The organism is Dyella nitratireducens, assembly GCF_014642835.1.
Classification (GTDB): domain Bacteria; phylum Pseudomonadota; class Gammaproteobacteria; order Xanthomonadales; family Rhodanobacteraceae; genus Dyella_B; species Dyella_B nitratireducens.
Window position 1 is genome coordinate 191,769 of record NZ_BMJA01000003.1, and the last position, 14,962, is coordinate 206,730.

General features: G+C 57.1%; 9 protein-coding genes. 2 read left to right on the plus strand and 7 right to left on the minus strand.

Annotation, left to right across the window (positions count from 1 at the left end; genetic code table 11):
- The first annotated feature begins 173 nt into the window (after nucleotides 1-173).
- Nucleotides 174-3,428 (plus strand): TonB-dependent receptor, encoded by a 3,255-nt coding sequence (locus tag IEX75_RS16930; RefSeq protein ID WP_188795946.1) that lies wholly within the window; start codon nucleotides 174-176, stop codon nucleotides 3,426-3,428.
- A gap of 459 nt (nucleotides 3,429-3,887) precedes the next feature.
- Nucleotides 3,888-5,063, plus strand: a complete 1,176-nt coding sequence (locus tag IEX75_RS16935; protein ID WP_229720918.1) for a hypothetical protein — start codon at nucleotides 3,888-3,890, stop codon at nucleotides 5,061-5,063.
- A 95-nt stretch (nucleotides 5,064-5,158) separates the two neighbouring features.
- Here the strand turns inward: IEX75_RS16935 and IEX75_RS16940 are convergent, their stop codons facing one another.
- The 7 genes from IEX75_RS16940 to IEX75_RS16970 form a co-directional block, all read right to left on the minus strand.
- Nucleotides 5,159-5,716, minus strand: a complete 558-nt coding sequence (locus IEX75_RS16940) for a hypothetical protein (RefSeq protein ID WP_229720919.1) — start codon at nucleotides 5,714-5,716, stop codon at nucleotides 5,159-5,161.
- A 434-nt stretch (nucleotides 5,717-6,150) separates the two neighbouring features.
- Nucleotides 6,151-7,203 (minus strand): acyltransferase family protein, encoded by a 1,053-nt coding sequence (locus tag IEX75_RS16945; protein WP_188795949.1) that lies wholly within the window; start codon nucleotides 7,201-7,203, stop codon nucleotides 6,151-6,153.
- A 92-nt stretch (nucleotides 7,204-7,295) separates the two neighbouring features.
- Nucleotides 7,296-7,571 (minus strand): hypothetical protein, encoded by a 276-nt coding sequence (locus IEX75_RS16950; RefSeq protein ID WP_188795951.1) that lies wholly within the window; start codon nucleotides 7,569-7,571, stop codon nucleotides 7,296-7,298.
- 274 nt (nucleotides 7,572-7,845) lie between these two features.
- Complete coding sequence (locus IEX75_RS16955) at nucleotides 7,846-8,982, minus strand: acyltransferase family protein (RefSeq protein WP_188795953.1); 1,137 nt, start codon at nucleotides 8,980-8,982, stop codon at nucleotides 7,846-7,848.
- Nucleotides 8,983-9,400: 418 nt separating this feature from the next.
- Nucleotides 9,401-9,841, minus strand: a complete 441-nt coding sequence (locus tag IEX75_RS16960; protein WP_188795955.1) for a hypothetical protein — start codon at nucleotides 9,839-9,841, stop codon at nucleotides 9,401-9,403.
- A gap of 15 nt (nucleotides 9,842-9,856) precedes the next feature.
- The gene (locus tag IEX75_RS16965; protein ID WP_188795957.1) at nucleotides 9,857-14,056 is read right to left on the minus strand and encodes an RHS repeat-associated core domain-containing protein; all 4,200 of its coding nucleotides are present in this window, start codon (nucleotides 14,054-14,056) and stop codon (nucleotides 9,857-9,859) included.
- A gap of 296 nt (nucleotides 14,057-14,352) precedes the next feature.
- On the minus strand, nucleotides 14,353-14,889 hold the full coding sequence (locus tag IEX75_RS16970; protein WP_188795958.1) for a MarR family winged helix-turn-helix transcriptional regulator: 537 nt from the start codon (nucleotides 14,887-14,889) through the stop codon (nucleotides 14,353-14,355).
- Between the last annotated feature and the right edge of the window lie 73 nt (nucleotides 14,890-14,962).

Here is a 14,962-nt window from a genome sequence, read left to right on the forward strand (position 1 = left end):
GCGTGCGTGGCGGGCAAAAGTCCGCATGCTGCGACGCGCAACGCGTGGGGAATATGGGGGCGTCTCTCATGAGGCGCCGCAATGCGCTCTGCGGCACTTTCACCGCCTCGCTCCCGGGGATCGATTAAGGCACGCGACGGCGGGTGTTCACTGAACTGGGGAGAGATTCAGTAATGAAGAAGCAATCCATGCATTCGCATGCGCGCAGCACCAGCCAGCCGTGCCGACTTTCCTTCGCCATCGCGATAACCCTGTTCGCTGCAGGGCAACTGCATGCGCAGACCGGACAGCCTGCGCCGCCATCGAATGATCAAAACGCATCTGCGACGCAGCAGAACACGAAAACCAGCGACAAGAAAAAAGACACCGCCACGAAGACGGACGAGAAGGAGGCGAAACTGCTCAGCGGCCTCACCGTCAATGGCTTCTCGAACAGCTTGAACCAGGCGCAGGAGATCAAGCGCTACGCCGATACCGTGGTCGATGCGATTTCAGCGCAAGACGCCGGCTCCCTGCCCGACACCTCGGTCACCGAAGCCTTGAAGCGCGTGCCGGGCGTAGCGGTCAGTGCCTTCGGTGTCGCGGCCGACCCGGACCATTTCTCCATCCAGGGCTCAGACATCAGCCTGCAGGGTCTGCCTTATACCAACACGCTGTTCAACGGCCGCGAGGTGTTCACCGCCGGCGGCGGCCATGGGTTGGACTTCTTCACCGTGTCGCCGGAATTGATCGGTTCGGTGGTAGTAAGCAAGAACCAGACGGCCGACATGATCGAAGGCGGCATCGCCGGTTCGATCGATTTGAATACGCGCAAGCCCTTCGACAGTAAAAAGGATACGCAGGCATCCATCACTCTCGGCAATTACTGGGGCGACCTGGACAAAAAAGGCACGCCGCAGATTGCCGGCTTGTTCAGCCATAACTGGAACACCGAGATCGGTCGCTTTGGTGTGCTGTTCAACGTGGCCTACGACCGCATCGACCAGCAAGACAATGCGATCTCGCTGGTCGATTTCCAGCGGCGCTGCGATGGCTGTTCGCTTCCCAACGGTAGAACCGACAGTTATCCCGGTTTGGCGCCGGGCCAATACGCCTATGTACCGGTGGGTGCCGACCTGCGCGTGCAGGACGAAACCAGCACACGCTTCGGCCATGTGCTTTCCACGCAATGGGAAAGCCCGGACAAGGCGTGGCAAGCCACCTTGGAATGGGATCGCGCGTCGGACACGGAAACCACCTACGAGCACACCTTGCAAGCGTCGACGGATGGCTGCGCCTTTGGCCAATCGCTGGCCGGTTGCGCCGTTCCGGTGGCCGGTGCGACGCCCATCTACGACGGCAACGGCGTGTTCCAGTCAGGCATCATCGGCGGTGCGCCGGGCTCATCGAGCTTCCTGCCCATCACTTACGGCGGCGTGCAGACACAGCTCGACAGCACCGCATACAGGAATCGCTACGTCACCAACGATTACAGCTTCAACCTGAAGTGGAACGTCAACGACCGGTTGCACCTGAGCGCCGACGTGCAGGACACGAATTCCACGTTCAACAATTTCTATTACTACATCCGCCAGCTGACACAGGCCAACTGGAATATCGCCCTGCATGGCAACAACGTGCCCAGCGTCAGCCTGCTTTCGCCGGATCCGAATGAAACGGCGGCACAGTATTACACCAACCCCAACAACTACTACTGGGCGGCGGCGCAGGACCACTTTGCGAACTCCTGGGGCAATCAGCGCACCTTGCGCCTGGACGGCACCTTCGACGTGGACGAGAGTTTCCTGGACAACCTCCAGTTCGGCGTCCGCCACTCCGACCAGCATGAAGTGGTGCAAAACTCGACCTACAACTACTCGGCCATCAGCTCGCCTTACGGGCAGAACGCGGTAACCGTTGCCGACACTCCCGGGGTCACGTCCCTGTACAACCTCAATCTGCAGGGTTTCAGCAACGGCAATTTCGGCGGCATTGTCGCGCCCTACTTCAACCTCAATCCGCTCACGCAGTTCCACCAGGCCGCCGGCATCATCCAGCAGATCAACAAGCAGGCCATGGCCTTGAACCCGCCTGGCAGCGTCGGCCCGTACTACACCCTCTACGAGCGCACCCAGTACGTTAACGGCGATGTGTTTGTACCAGGCACGTTTTATCTGCCACAGGAGGTCGACTCCAACCAGGAGAAGACCAATGCCGCCTACGTGCGCCTGAATTTCGGCAACGACAACACCGACTTCCTCAGCGGCCTGCAGATCAGCGGCAACGTGGGGCTGCGTTACGTGCACACGCAGGATGATGCGGAAGGCTATCTGGTGCTTCCGAACCAGTCGGCGGTTCTCAACGGCGTCAGCATCGCGCAGTACTGCCTGAATCAAACGAAAGGCGGCGCCACGCCATCACCGGGCACGTTCTGCGCGCTGACGCCGGCGCAGCAACAGCAGTACATCACCTTCGCCAATGGCCAGTACACCCCGATCACTGCCCGTAACTCCTACAGCAATTGGCTTCCCAGCTTCAACCTGTCCATTGGCTGGGCCAACGATCTGATCACCCGTTTCGCGTTCTCCGAGTCGGTGTATCGACCGACGCTCAACCAGTTGCAGGCAGGGCAATCGGTCAGTGGGCTGCTGCCGTACGGCACCAATGGCAGCACCGTGCCGACCGTGGGCAATGGCTACAGTGGCACCAATCCGTACCTCATGCCCATCAAGGCGCACAACTTCGACATTACCCAGGAATGGTATTTCGGCCATGCCGGCTCGATATCCGGCACGTTGTTCTACAAGCAGTTGAACAACACCATCCAGACCATCACCAGCGTGGTCGACACCACCGTGACGAACAACGGCGTGAGCTATCCGGAGCAGTACACCATCGGCCTGGCCAACTTGAACAAGGGTGGCAGCGTGCGCGGCGCGGAAATGGCGTATCAGCAGAAATACGATTTCCTGCCCGGCTGGCTATCCGGTTTCGGCACGCAGATGAACTACACCTACATCAAGCCCTACAACTTGAGTTACGGTTCGGCCAGCTTCTGCCCCAGTGGCTATGCGCCGGCCACGCAGTGCGTCAACCAACTCAAGCTGCCGCCGTACGAGCTATCCCGCAATACCTACAACTTCACCCTGTATTACGAAAAAGGCCCGCTTTCCACGCGCCTCGCCTACAACTGGCGCTCGAAGTACCTGATTACGGGCAACGAGGCGGATTATCCGTTCCTGCCAGTGATGGCAGACTCGCAGGGCCAGCTGGACGCCTCGGTGATCTATGCGCTCACCGATCACGTGAAGCTATCGCTGCAGGTGGCCAATCTCTTGAACTCGACGTTCAAGACCAGGGAAATCATCAATACCGACGGATTGAGTGTGCCGAAGGGGTTCTTCCGCGACGATACGCGTTACAACCTGAGCGTGCGTGCGGATTTTTGATGAACTCCCTGTCCCCTCCCCTGCTTGCAGGGGAGGGTTAGCGCTGAGGCATCTCCATGTTTTTGTCCCTCTGCGGAAAAAAATTGACATCTACTTTGAATGCTGTTTCAGAGCGAGTCGTCATTCCGGCGAAGGTGGAATCCATGCTTCGCACTGGCCATGGATTCCGGCCTTCGCCGGAATGACGTCAAGGTAATCTGAAAGATCACCGTTAACTTGGGTAGCGTTTTGATTTTGTTGGAAACAAGAAAATCAAAACGTGGGGATATCTCAGGGGTTAGAGTCAGGCGCGAGGGACTAGACGTTATCGCAAGGCATATGACGGCATGACGGATGATTGAATTCGCAGCAACCCGCGCTGGCGGGGCACGACACGGTTGGCTGGTCTGGATCACCGCGTGTTTAACGCTTGCCATATCCGCAACGCCGCCCGCTTGCGCGGAAGCGACGGCATCGCCGATGGCGAACACGAATACCGTGATAGCCCCCACTGCAACCATCGCACGCACAGGCTGCAACGCCATCGCATCCCGCGTCGACGCAGTACCGGGAAACACAGCATTGTTATTGCGCAGCTACGACAGCCTGCGCGGACAAGGCGCGCCCGACCTTCCGCCCTTGCATTCGGCCGCCTTCACCTACGACAACGCGCTCGCCGTCATCGCCCTGCTTGCATGCGGCAAGCCGCTACAAGCCGAGCGCATCGGTGAAGCCTTGCGGCTTGCGGCGATGAACGACACACGCCTGCGTGACACCTACCGCGCAGGCGTCATCAAGGGCAGCAAACCCTTGCCGAACGGCTGGTGGGACGCAGAGCGCAAACGATGGGTGGATGCTGCGCACGATTATTCCGGTGCATACCAGGACGGCACATCGTGCGGCAACGTTGCCTGGGCCGCACTGGCGCTGTTGGCATTGCACGACGCCACCGGCCAGACGCGCTGGCGCGATGCCGCGCTGCATCTCGCCGAATGGGTGGTGGCCAACGCAGAGGACGCGCGCGGCGCAGGTGGCTTCGATGGCGGTATCGAAGCCTATCTGCTCGTGCCCAAGAAGGCATGGTGGAAATCGACCGAGCACAATATCGACCTCGCCGCGTTGTTCGCTTGGCTGGCCCGCACCGACGCGCCGGGTGGCTGGGCCACGCAAGCCAGGCACGCACGCGATTTCGTCGCCGCCCAATGGGATGCAAGCAGCGGCCATTTCTGGATGGGCACCACCGCCGACGGCGCCACGTCACTGCGCACGCCATCCGCCCTCGACGTGCAACTCTGGGCACAACTCCTGCCGAATGCACCGCACGAGTGGCAGCGGGCGCTGAGCTGGATCGAACGCACGAATGCCGTCAAAGGTGGTTTTAATTTCACCGATCCACCGGATGGCCTTTGGACGGAAGGTACCGGGCAGGCAGCATTGGTCTATCGCTGGCTTGGCCGGGATACCGAAGCTGACACGTTGCTGGTGTCGATCGCACAGCAGGCTTCGCCCGGCGGGTTTCTCTACGCCACGCGGGAGCCGCGCATCACGGCGATTTATTCCTACTACTACCGCCAGCCGCATCTCGCCGCGACGGCATGGGCCGTGTTGGCAGCCTTGGATCGCAATCCGTATCTGCCTGCCGGTCGGCGGCATTGAGCACGCGCCTGCCCAGATTTCGCACTGGTGTCGAGGGTGGCATAACGTGCCACCCTCGCACGAACGCTCTCCAAGTGCACGTTAGGCCAATACCATTATTTTTGATCGGCCCCGAGCTTGGTGCTCAATCCGCCCTTGAACGGCGAAGGATCACTAGTGACGAGGCAGTTGTAATCCTTGTCACTGTTAAGAACCAATACCGACGACTTCGCCGCCTTGAAGTCGAGCCCGATAGAGAACAACACGTAGTCATCAGGCAAAGCGGTAGGACGGAATGCGCCGAACGCGTACTGACCTGCAAGACCGAGCGCTGACAGCGGTATCGTTAGCACAACCGGTTTCGTAGCATGCGGAGATGGCAACGTTGATGATGCGCTCATCATCAGCGACTTTGCATCGATTGAATAGCTCGTCGAAACAGTAATGCCAAAGTACCGGGAGTCAGGTGCTGAAACCTGCTTGCGGCAGGCGGCAGTATCTTCAGGTTTTGTGTCGGGCTGACCCGTCTGTAACGTCGCGAACACGTGTGTCAGCTGGACCTTTGCCGTTCCAGTCACAGGGGCCGCCGAAGCAGCTTCCCCATAGGATGCGGCGATCAACGACAACGCGCAGCACGCCAGCAAATAACCCAAACGATCAGTTTTAAAGTGCATATTGGCTATCTCCTCGTTGAAGGGATACAACTAATGGCCTTTACTTCGATGACCTGCTCGTCGTCAAAGCACGGCACGCCCTCGGACTCATTCGTCCTGCAGACCCTCGCCGAACCCTAGGGGCACTCAACCAACGCGACTCACGAAAAAGCCAAACAGCCGTGCCGGCAACAAAACCAGTGCGCAAGACTCGGCGGCAATCGAACTGTCGTCCGATCGCTAGCAGAAAACACGATGAAACACGCCAGCGCGAAGCCAGAGAGATAAACCGACCAGTGCAAACACCCAAGGACGCCGGAAAACCCGGCGACCATTTCTTGACGCAGCAAATAGACCAGTCCTGGCCGACTTAAATAATTCCCTGAATTCCCCGTTAGCGAGATGAAGCTATCACGCAACTGTGTGCAAATGGTGTGAAGATACGAAGATCCATGCTAATCAGGCTGAGGTAAGCCAACCACGGCAATGTTAGATGATGACTGGGTCTTACGGCCTTTGCGAAGAAAAGGCTTTTCGACGAAATGGTAAGAAAGATACCCAGCAACCAGTGCAAGAACGACAGATATCGCCATTCCAAGCCAGAACCGGTGCGTGATCTTGTTAATAACGATTTGCTGGATAGGAAATGCGTAAATATATATGCCGTACGAAATATCGAATTTTCCGTTGATCAGTTTCTCGCTGAACGACTCTCCGATAATCGCAACAACGATGGCAATGCCAAACGTTCCGAGCACACTATATTCGAGCGCGCTTGGCATGATGAACATGCAGGCAACCCCAAACGTCAACAGCATCCACCTGTTTGGATACCAGGTCTCTTTCGTGACGGATAACAAAGCCCCACCGCTGAAACATATGCCGAACATGCACAGGTAATTCAGCGGGACTCCGTAAAACGCAAACCCGGTGCCGGTGTGCACAAGCAATGCCGTTCCAAGAACCGCCCCGACAAAGAGGGCGAGAACGACCTTCCAGGATTGTGAGAAAGACAGCGCAACACCGATGGCAATGTAACAGACGCACTCAATGGGCAGCGTCCAGAGGCTTCCATTCATCGCGTTGGGATAAATGTAGTTTGCAAAAACCCCCGGAATCGCCTGACCTAAAAACAGCGAATACTTCAGGAACGTTACCCATGCCACGTGAGATGTGACGTAGTCCCACTTGGACCCGCTCGTGTAGACAGCACCCAGAACATAGGTCATCAAGAACGAGCACACCACCATGGCAGGCAATAGTCGCCTTAACCGACGTTTGCTGAATTCGACAAAATTGCCTGATCGTTTGAAGCTGGCTGGCATGAAGTAGCCGGAGATTGAAAAGAAGATGGCGACTGCGACGAAGCCATAGCTATCCCAAAAGGGATAAACCGGCTCCACGGATCCGTGCAGGGCAAATTGATGGCTGTATAGCACGAGCAGCGCAGCAAAGTGCCGCATCAGGTCGAAGCAATTTCCACGATCATTTTCACCGATCATCTTCATTTGATCTTCTTCATTTACGGTTATTGCGGAAGGAAAGATGCCGCTCTCGAAAGCCCATCTGCCGCGCTCTCATTCTTCCCATGGCGTAGCCATCACGAGACGTGATGGCGCTTCTTGCGGAGCGACCAAAGCATCCCCAAACAATAAGCCGCTATGACCGAAAGCCGGACAATCATCTCGGTGACGCTAGACGATGCTCCTTTTAAGACGGCATCGTCCCAATCCGGTGTCATGGTCAACAATCCCCAAAGCAGAAATAGCCATAAGGCAATCTTGGCCAACACGCTCCCCCACTGCCTCTTGAAACTCAAGCCTGATGCAGCACTCAAAAACAAGATGACAAAGAACGCGCGCAGGTACGGCGGCATCAAGTCAAATCCAAGTATCGGTATGCAAATGGCAGGTGCCGCAAGGATTAGCAGAAGAACGAGGACTCGCTGGGAGTAAGACATGATTATTGGCCAGAGCATCTGATCATAATTCCTGAAGCCACACATTCATCCCCTTGTAAACCGGTATCACGCGCGTAGCGCTTAGGCTGGGATGAAATCCCAGCATGCTGGTGGGTTCCTGATGCTGGGATTTCATCCCAGCCTACGCGTATGCAGAGCGTGGACGCCGTACGCAGATGGGCCACTAGCATCAAGAAACAGCACTCTTTGCCTCCAACCTCCAAGGCATCCGGAGATTGAGTAGTCGCTTGCGTACCCAAACGGACAGTGGCGCTTCGATGCAACGAAACATCAGCCAGGCGCAGATGACGGCGACAATTGGGCGCGTTACGAAGAGTGCAACCTCGAGTGTCTTATGGCTCAAAGGCATGTCTGCAGCGATGCGTTGCAGAATTTCGAAGACGTAGACATGAACCAGATAAAGTGAATAGGAGATGTTCCCCATCCACACGGACCACTTTGGCACTTTGATCGCATCCGCCTTGGCCAGCGGCACCATGCTGACGAACAGAATGGCCAGTGGCGCTCCCCATCCGTGTGGACCAAAGAAATTCACCATCCCTATCCGCCTCCAGGTCACCAAAAGTAAAACCAGAAGCAACGATGCAACGGCATAGACCACGCCAGCCTGCTTGATCCTGATGCGGGAGCCATAGAGCCAACCCGCGGCCATCCCAACAACAAAGTCCCAAACGATGGGATTGATGGCGAGATTGGCATACCGGGACCATGCCACCAGGGGTTGAGCGGCCACATTGAGGTTGTAGCCACCACGGCTAATGGGTATGACCAACAAGGTCAAGGCAAACCATGCGATCAAGGCCATATAGCGTCGACGACCCAAAAACATGGATGCCGCGAACACCAGGTAGAAATACCACTCAAAGCACAGTGTCCAGGCAACACCCACAGCCATCTGAAAGTAGATGCCCGACGCACCCGGATTGTGCGGAATGAAAGCGAGCCCTTCCAGATAGGAAAGCGCGACAGAAGCGTCGCGAAAACCTGCAAATCCATGCTCCACCACCAGTGCGATGGGTGCCATGACAGCAAACAGTGGCCAGATCCTCGCAAACCGCTTGGCCAGGAACTTCCACAGGTAAGTTTTGGTTCCGTCAAAGTCTCGGGTGGTCCACACCATCAGAAAGCCGCTGATGATGAAGAACAGGTCCACGCCCATCGCCATGGGCAACAGCACATGGTCAGCAACTGCCCTCCCCAGCCCAGTGTCCATGAGAACACTGCGGCTGTGGACCGTGACGACCATGAACGCTGCGAGCCCTCTCAGCGCCTGAACCCATTCGAGCTTGTTCTTTTGCGTGTCCATCAAGGTGAGTGCTTCATGGCGCGCTTTTGGTTAAGTTCAACCGCCCGCCTACTCCACGGCCGCCTGCCCCTGATTGCCGAGATGAGCGCCAAATCTTGTCTTGATTTGCTCAGCGCTCAGATGCTCCAACCCCATGACGGCCTTGAGCCTGGCCTGGATGCTCACGCGCTCCGGAATGGTTCCATAAGGAAGGTCAAACGCTGCGGGACAGATCGCTACGGAACCATTCGGTGGGGCAACACCGAGTGCACCGATGCCAATCACCTGTTTCGGGCCGACTGCGGAAAACAGCGCGTAGGCTGGGATGAAATCCCAGCTTTTTTGGCCGCTAATGCTGGGATTGCACCCCAGCCTACGCGTATGCAGAGCGGGGACACCGAAAGTTAGACTTGATTATCAGGCTTGCTCAAACGCCCTTTTACTTCGAGTTTCCGTTTTGCGGGATCAAGGTGGCATGTACATCGGATGACTTCAAAGCCAGGTGGCGCTCATGCTCGAAGTCGCTGGTAGTAACAATCTCACCAGTCACCTCCAGAGCTCCCATCTCTTTGTCCGTCGTAACAAGAAACAGGTGATTGAGTGCATCCTTGTCCAGCGCTGCGGCTCCTATCGAAATTCCGCCAGTTACCTGCGTATTCCATGAGGGCTGATTGTCTATCTCAATGTGCCAACCAAGAGGCACGCGCTTCATCGATGAAACATAGGCGGCCTTTATCTTGATATCAAAGCCGACGATACGTTCTCCCGGCATCACTTTCACCGCATCAAAGGTGAGCACGTAGTTTTCTGCATGGGCCTGCCCGATCGCTCCAAGTAACAAAGCGAGCGCAAACGGGACTGATCTGCTTAACGATCTCATTGGGTTTTACCTGCATCAGGGCACAGTGACGGTTACATTATTCAAGCGACCAGCCTTCGTGCTACCCGCTAGGGCTCTGAAGGCAGCGGGTGTCAAATCAATGATATCCATCGAGTCCGGTCTTAATGGATGTATCGGCCGGCCGTTACCGTCACGTGCGAACGGCCCTCTGTCATTCACCGTTACGCATACGGTCACTTGCTTTCCACCAGGCTGGGTATACGTCACCGCAACCATCGTTCCAAGCGGAACCTTATCACCTGTCATGGCTGCCGCCATGACAGTTCCATCAAAAAGTCCCCCGCTAGCGGTCTTATAGCCATTTAAGCTGTAGTAGGTCGCTTGTCCGGTATAGGTGGTATCAAGGCCCCAAAAATCGATAAGGGAGACAGGGTTGCCGTCTGCATAGATATACGTGTTGATCCCACCCGCCAATCCAGCGGGATCACTCTCAAGATACCGCCCCACCCAATCGAAGTAATCCCGATACCCGTTGTTCCATAGCGACAATTCCGCATCGAAATACTGCCCAGGAAATCCGATGTTCAGAGGCACCACATTGTTGGTGCCCACCTCTCGCGTAAACGGAAGATTAAATACGCGCCAAATGACTGTCTGGTTCGCGTCGGTCATCGCCTCAGGGCGCCCCACCTGGTCCAGATGGATGTCTTGCACCTGCCCGCCATGGATGCGGCCGATCAGACGGCCATTGAGCCACAGGTAGTCCACCCACATGCCGTTATCGTTTTCAGCGATCAGATGGTTGCTTTCATCCGGCGCAAAATACGTCGTGGCGCTGCCAACCGTCTTCATCAACCGCTGCCCTTGTGGGTCGATGTAATACGTATTGCCGAACGCCGTGGTCATGCGGTTGAAGGGATCGAACTGCCATCGGCTGATCCCGTTGGCAGCGCTGCTGTTACCCAGTGCATCGTAAGCGAAAGTGGTTTGGCTGGCCTTGATCATCCGGTTGCTGCCACTTTCGTAGAAGATATTCATGCTGTTGCCGTTGACCGTCTGCGCGATGCGGTTGCCATCGGCGTCGTATTGATAGGTCTCGTTCTCAGCACTGCCTGTTTCCGACACCAGGCGTGACTGTTCGTCATAGGCAAAATTCTGGGTCAAGATGGGCGAGATAAAATCCTGCTTCTTGCTGATGCGATCGGCGTTGTCGTAGTAAACGCCGTAAGTCAGCACCGCAGGCACGTTGGCACCGGTGAACCGGCCATCGGTGTCGTAAAACAACGTCGTGGTCAGGCCATTGCTGCCCACCCAGCTCGCCATCGCCTTGTCTTGGGGCTGATAGGTGATCTGGCTGGCTTCGGTCTTCCCTGTGCCTGCAACATTCAAACTGACGGAAGACACCACGCCATTGGTGTAGTTGTAGAGCGCTTGATTCCCATCCGGATACACCAGCGCCGTGACGTCCCCTGTCGCGTTGTAAGCGTAGCTCAACGAGTAGCTCACACCTCCGACAAAGAAGGAGCGGCCGGTGACCCAGCCCTCTGGGGTATAGCTGTAACCCACGTGGCCACTGGCATCGGCAGCGTTGCACAGGCGACCAAGCCCATTAGCGCAACTGTCGTAGGTGAAGGTTTGGGACTGCCCGCCTGCACTGATGCTGGTGACGCGGCCAATGGCATCGTAGGCATACATGGTCTGCACACCGTTCGCGCGCGTCATGCTGGTGCGACGGCCATTGCCATCGTAGCTATAGCTTGTCATGCCGGTGTCGGGACTGGTCTGCTGCCAAAGCTGCCCCAAGCCGTCATAGACGTAGCCGGTGACAAGACCACGCGGATCGGTGACACGCGTGAGTTGATCCCCTGCGTCATGGAGGTAGCTAGTGGTGGCGCTCGCCTGAGCCGTACTGCCGATCGACGAACTGGCACCGCCGCTCTCCGTGGTCTGGGTGACGCGATTCAATGCATCGTATTGATGGCTGGTCACATGACCGGCTGCATTGGTAACGGACAGCACATTGCCGTTGCCGTCGTAAGCGTAGGTCAGCGATTGGCCGTGCTGACCCAGACGTTGATACACCCTGCCCAGCCCGTCGTAATTGACCGTGTCGATCAGGGTGGCCGTACCGCCACGCGCGATCGCATGTTTAATGACATCACCGTTCACGTCATAGAGGAAGCCTTCGGAGGAGGCGCCATCCTTGTCATTGTGGTTGATAGACGTCACCTGCATGACCTGGTTTCGATTCCAGGTGGTGACTTGGCCGTCTGGACCGGATTCGACGGCCAACAAACCGAAGCCATCGTAGCCATATGACCAGGTGGCGCTTCCGCCATTGGGATGCGTCGTTTTGGTCGACACTCGTCCACGCGCATCGTAGGTGTAATTCACCGTGTCGCCGTTAGGGCCGGTAATGCTGCCGGGTTGGCCCAACCCGTTATAGCCACCATAGGAAATGGTCTGGCCCAGGCCATTGGTCATCGAAGTGAGATTGCCCAGGCCATCGTAGCGATAAGTATCGGTGTCGCTGCCATTGGGCGACGGCTTGGTCATCGTCATGGTTTGTACCAAGCCGTTGCCATACAACGCGTATTGATAGCTGGTGGTCAGCGTCTGCCCTGCGATGCCATTCGCGGCAAGATTGGTTACGCTGATCGAAGCGATGCGATTCTGGGCGTTGTACGCATACGCGGTCTTGCGGACACCTTCCACCGTCACACTCAGCAACCGATTCAACGTGGCATTGGGATCCCACACATAGTCAGTCTTGCGCGCCAGCGACGTGCCGGCCGCTTCGGTTTCGGTCTGGAGCTGGCCGTTGGCGGCGTAATTGTAGGTGTGAACGTTGCCGTTGTTGTCGACCGTCTGAGAGAGGTTGCCGTTGCCATCGTAGATTCGGGTGTTGGCGGTGGGGCCGCACGTGCTGGTGGCGCCGTCGCTGATGGAGCTCAGCAACCCGTTCACGCCGGCATAGGTGTTGGTGGTGACGTGCCCCAGCGGGTTGGTCACCGTGGCTACCAGATTGCCCGAACCATCTTTGCTGTAGGCGATCGTATTTTTGCCACTGCCATCCGCGTAATACGTGCTGGTAACCCATCCCCAATAGGGACCGAAAATAGGGTTGCCGTTGTTGACGCTCAGAACCGTCGTGTCGTAGGTCGTGTAGGCATACGGCGTGCCGTTATAGTCCACCTCGCCCAAGATGCCACCCGACGTTCCCTTGAAGGAAATCGTGGTAGCAGGGCTGCCGGGGAAACTGATCGAACTGACGACGTCGTTTAGCGTGTAACTGCCTGGAGATTCGTTGCCCACGTAGGTATAGGCATTGTTAGCCGGATCGGTGACGGTAACGGTGGGCGCGCCGCCGCTTGCCGAGGGCACGTAGGTAAAGCGAATCGACTGGCCATTGGTATGCGTCACCGATGCCAACTGCCCGCCGCTATAGGTGAAGGTCCAACCGATACCGGACGCATCCACGATGGACTGGATGACCCCCGACGACGAATACACCTGGGTGCTGCCGTCGTCATCCCGCAAGGTGTAATTGCCGCTGGACGGATCGCGTGTCAGCACCTGCACGCCATTGCCCATGATCGGGTAGGACGTGTCGTTCGCGCCACCGCTGAAGACCACCGCCGAACCATCCGGGCGATGCAAGGTGCGCTTGCTGCAATTGGTGACTGCGCTGCCTTGCGCCAAGCCATCGTAATAGCAGGTGGTATCCAGCATGTAATCGAAGTTGCTGGTCCATGGCGCCACGTTGCCGCTGTTGTGAGACAACACGAACTTCAAACCCATCTCGCCGGGCAGTTCGAATAGCGGAAATGTCTCGACCTTGCTGCCACTGCTGAGCAGCACGGGATCTGCTTTTTTATCCGCGCCACCATTCGGATTCTTTTTGCAATCGGTGCTGGCAGGCGCGCTTTGAGACGAGTACGGACGCTTGGGGGAGAAGGCAAGTCCCTTCGCGATCGGAGGAAGAGAGCCGAACGGATTCTGCGGAGGGTTATAGCTGCTAAGGCCGAGCGCATCCGCTGCAGCAAAGAGGTCCGGCGCCCGATTCCCCGTTACCTGGATCGAAGGCCAGTTAAAAGTGTCGCGCTGAGGTGCTGCCGCCTGCCCGGCTGCCGAGTGCGGTAGCGAAACCATGGCAGCGACGGCCACGAAAAGAAGCTCTCGACGACGTGTAAACCATGGCGCTTTCGGAACCGGCGAATTGACTTCAGCCGCAGCACGTTCGATGCGTGCCACACGCATCATTCCCTGACTTTCCCCCGACACACACTTCCCCTTTTATCCGTTGCGTCAAACCTGCGTAGGTGCGGCTAGTCTGCGGAAAGGTTGTGTTTTGGGAAGTTCAAGTAAGAGCCAAGAGGATGGCCTTTCGAGACAAGTATCGGGTGCTACCCCCACGGCCGCTATTCCGGCGAAAGCCGATGTGCTTTACAACAGCGAAGCTGGTCAATCCATCGCAAGTACGAAGCATGGATTCTGGCCTTCGCCGGAATGACGTCGGAGCAAGACTGTTTTTCACGGCGAGCGCGGTCCTATCGCTTCGCTTCCTCATCAGCGACTTTCAAAAACCCATCCCTGATACGCGTCAACAAACGTTGAAACAACACAAGCTCGTCCGGTGACACATCGGCAAGCGCCTTTTGCAAACGGCTCGCGTTGAGATCCATCGCGCTCGTAAAGATCTCCCTGCCCTTCTTCGTAAGCGTGGCGAGCATGCGGCGGCGGTCTTGTTGATCGCCGACCGATTGCACCAAGCCTTCCTGTTCCAGCGCAAACATCATGGCCGACACGGTGGCGCGTTTGACCTGCAGCGCCGCAATGATTTCCTGATGCGGTACCGCGCGGTCGCCCGCGCCCCACAGCAGTGCCAACGTCTGGAACCGCGCAGGCGAACCGGCGGTGCCCTCCAGCCAACTGTTCAAGACATTCGTGATGTGCTGGGTACCGGACTTCAGCGTGAACACCGTTTCCAGCCGTTGCGCAGCCGACTCCGGAAAACGCCGCAGATAGGCCTCGCGCAGGTATGGGGTCGGGAAGCTCGACGGGTCGTTGGAATCTTGATCTTTCAAGGGGTTACCTCCCACCGGAACGATCCGGCAGCGGACTGTATGGTAAGCGACAAATGCCTTCGCGGACGATTAA

Excerpts from the sequence above, each read along its gene's own strand:
- IEX75_RS16930 (WP_188795946.1), top strand. The coding sequence starts at position 174 with ATGAAGAAGCAATCCATGCATTCGCATGCGCGCAGCACCAGCCAGCCG.
- IEX75_RS16935 (WP_229720918.1), top strand. The coding sequence starts at position 3,888 with ATGGCGAACACGAATACCGTGATAGCCCCCACTGCAACCATCGCACGC.
- IEX75_RS16940 (WP_229720919.1), bottom strand. The coding sequence starts at position 5,716 with ATGCACTTTAAAACTGATCGTTTGGGTTATTTGCTGGCGTGCTGCGCG.
- IEX75_RS16945 (WP_188795949.1), bottom strand. The coding sequence starts at position 7,203 with ATGAAGATGATCGGTGAAAATGATCGTGGAAATTGCTTCGACCTGATG.
- IEX75_RS16950 (WP_188795951.1), bottom strand. The coding sequence starts at position 7,571 with ATGCCGCCGTACCTGCGCGCGTTCTTTGTCATCTTGTTTTTGAGTGCT.
- IEX75_RS16955 (WP_188795953.1), bottom strand. The coding sequence starts at position 8,982 with ATGGACACGCAAAAGAACAAGCTCGAATGGGTTCAGGCGCTGAGAGGG.
- IEX75_RS16960 (WP_188795955.1), bottom strand. The coding sequence starts at position 9,841 with ATGAGATCGTTAAGCAGATCAGTCCCGTTTGCGCTCGCTTTGTTACTT.